Origin of the sequence: Chamaesiphon polymorphus CCALA 037 (assembly GCF_003003845.1) — a bacterium.
Classification (GTDB): Bacteria; Cyanobacteriota; Cyanobacteriia; order Cyanobacteriales; family Chamaesiphonaceae; genus Chamaesiphon; species Chamaesiphon polymorphus.
On sequence record NZ_PVWO01000683.1, the window covers coordinates 1 to 2,430 of the forward strand.

Annotated in this window: 4 protein-coding genes; all 4 read right to left on the reverse strand. The window is 48.4% G+C overall.

Annotated features, from left to right (window positions below; genetic code table 11):
• Positions 1-1,093 (reverse strand): GMC family oxidoreductase (locus C7B77_RS28210; protein WP_181244068.1); only part of this gene is annotated, 1,093 nt, incomplete at its 3' end.
• A 217-nt stretch (positions 1,094-1,310) separates the two neighbouring features.
• Positions 1,311-1,724: a helix-turn-helix domain-containing protein gene (locus tag C7B77_RS28215; protein ID WP_106312885.1), complete on the reverse strand. Its 414-nt coding sequence runs from the start codon at positions 1,722-1,724 to the stop codon at positions 1,311-1,313.
• Positions 1,721-2,008, reverse strand: coding sequence for a type II toxin-antitoxin system HigB family toxin (locus C7B77_RS28220; RefSeq protein WP_106312888.1), 288 nt, complete (start codon positions 2,006-2,008; stop codon positions 1,721-1,723). Before C7B77_RS28220 ends, C7B77_RS28215 begins: the two co-directional genes overlap by 4 nt.
• Before the next feature lie 156 nt (positions 2,009-2,164).
• Positions 2,165-2,430: hypothetical protein (locus C7B77_RS30915; protein ID WP_219892307.1), on the reverse strand; the 266-nt coding region annotated here is incomplete at its 5' end.

Sequence of the window (2,430 nt, forward strand, 5' to 3'; positions counted from 1 at the left end):
CTACCAGATCGGGCTGAGTCCGCATGAAAGCAGCGGCTTCCAAGACGCTAGAAGTCAACATGCCGCGTCGCAGTAGCAAGTATTTGAGCAACTCCAGCGGCGAGTTGGCATTCAACATCGATAACGGTTGCTGACTCCCTACCACCACCGCCACTGCCACATGATCGCGTAAGTTTTGCCCCACACCTGGTAAATCGACAACAACCTCAATTCCCAACGATCGCAACTGTTCTGCTGCACCAATGCCAGATAACAGCAACAATTGAGTCGAACCGATCGCGCCACCCGCTAAAATAATTTCGCGAGTCGCATTAACGGTATGTTGGGTTCCTTCTCGTAAATATTCGATCCCAACGGCACGACGATTTTGAGTCAAGATGCGAGTACACTGTGCGCCTGTGAGTACCTGAAGGTTAGAACGCCGCATGGCTGGGCGGAGGAAGGCATCGGCAGTACTCCAGCGACGACCCCGCCGTTGTGTCACCTGCACCCACCCCACCCCATCTAATTGCGCGCCGTTAAAATCTGGGTTATGGGAGATGCCGATCGCCTGTGCAGCTTGAATAAAAGCGCGACTGAGGGGATTGCGATCGCGCAGATCTTCGACATGCAGCGAACCGCTATCCCCATGAAACTCATCGCTGCCCCGACTATTGCGCTCGGAGCGACGAAAATAGGGCAACATATCCTGCCAGCCCCAACCAGGGTTTCCCAAGGCTTCCCAGCGATCGTAGTCAGCCGGAACGCCACGCAAATACATCATTGCGTTAATGGATGTGGAACCGCCCAATGTCCGACCCTTTGCCCAGTAACTTTCCCGCCCTTGCAGTCCGGCTTGGGGAACCGCACTGTAATTCCAGTCATACTCGGTCTTGAACAGCTTGCTGAAGGCAGCGGGAATGTGAATTTCGGGTTTGTCATCGGGCAATCCTGCTTCGAGCAGCAGCACCCGATGGCGCGGATCGGCACTGAGGCGATCGGCCAGAACGCAGCCTGCGGCTCCTGCCCCGACAATGATAAAGTCGTAGTCTGTTCGGTGTTTTTGAACGGAGCGATCGATCGCCGATCGATCTTTGGTATAGTTGACAGCCACAATCGAAAATCTCCTGTGATGTTAGTCCAACTGATACTTTTAGTTTGTGCTGCTTTACCAAGATCGACCAGACCAGTTAAGCCAGCGAAAGACTAACTTAACGTCAATTTCTCCTTTTTATTGCTTTTGAGGCACGAAATGCACTCCAAAGAAGCTATTATTCAAGTGATCGATCGCGATGTTGGCAGCGACTTACTACAGATCGGGTACTTTTTGTTTAACGATCGCCCAGATCGAAAAATATTACTGGCGAAACCTTAAAAAAATCACCCAATGCCTTAGCTTGCACCTTGCTAATTTCCCGCTTGCCACTGAGTACTTCTGAAGCGATGCCTTGAGAACCGAAGACTGCTACCACATCCTTCTGTTTCAAACCACGATCGGTCATCAATTCGGTTAAAATCTCCAGAGGAGTAGCGGCTTTGAGTTGATAGTGCCGTTGTTCAAAATCTTCGATTAAAGTTGCCAACAGTTTGAGCAAGCGGGTTTGCGCGGGGGATAGTTCCTCGCCTACTTTCATTAATTTTTCAGCTTCTGCTAGGTAATATTCGTTTTCAGCTTCGGTTTCGATCGCCTTGGGCTGCACTCGTGCCAAAAGTTCGGCATATTCTAGATCGATCGTCATTGTCATGATTTCCAGTCCTCCTTGTCGTATTCGGCATGGGTCAAGATGTTGCGGACGAAGATCGTCCCACTGCGATAATTAATTTCAGCAATTAGCCGATAATGGTTGCCTTTGATATTAAAAACCGTGTAAATACCCACTAAATCTGCTGATGGATAAGCTTCTCTGAGTTCGACTAGATTCTGCCATTCGGCAGATTTCGCGATGCGATACCAAGTATCTAGCGGAACTTCTGCATCTGCGTGGACTAATGCGAACGCTAGCAGTCTTTTACGGCTGATAATGTGCATGGCAGATTGGGTGCATTTAACCTCTTTAACTATATCTCATTTTGAGATGAGTTTTAATGTCAAATAAACTGTTGGCGGTGCCTCTCCGATAGGAGAATCGCACTCCAAATCGCCGCTACTAAATTCTCTTGCGTTGGGGGAAGAGCATCGGGAATATTATCGGTGGTGTTGAGCCAGACGATCTAGATCTGTTTTGGGGTATGAAGTTTGGTGCCATGCAGCGTGGAATTTTGGGTAGGAGAGCGTTTGTGCACATTGCCAAAGAATTTCGTGACAGCTTTGGGATTTTTTTAAGTTGAGTTCACATACTTCTGCTGTAGTGTGATTTTTGAGTTTCTCGATGACGGAGGGCATTGTTTGTTTAGTTATTATTTTTTTTAAACCATTTGCCATATCAAGGAAGTAATTGCTTGTATTTCCCC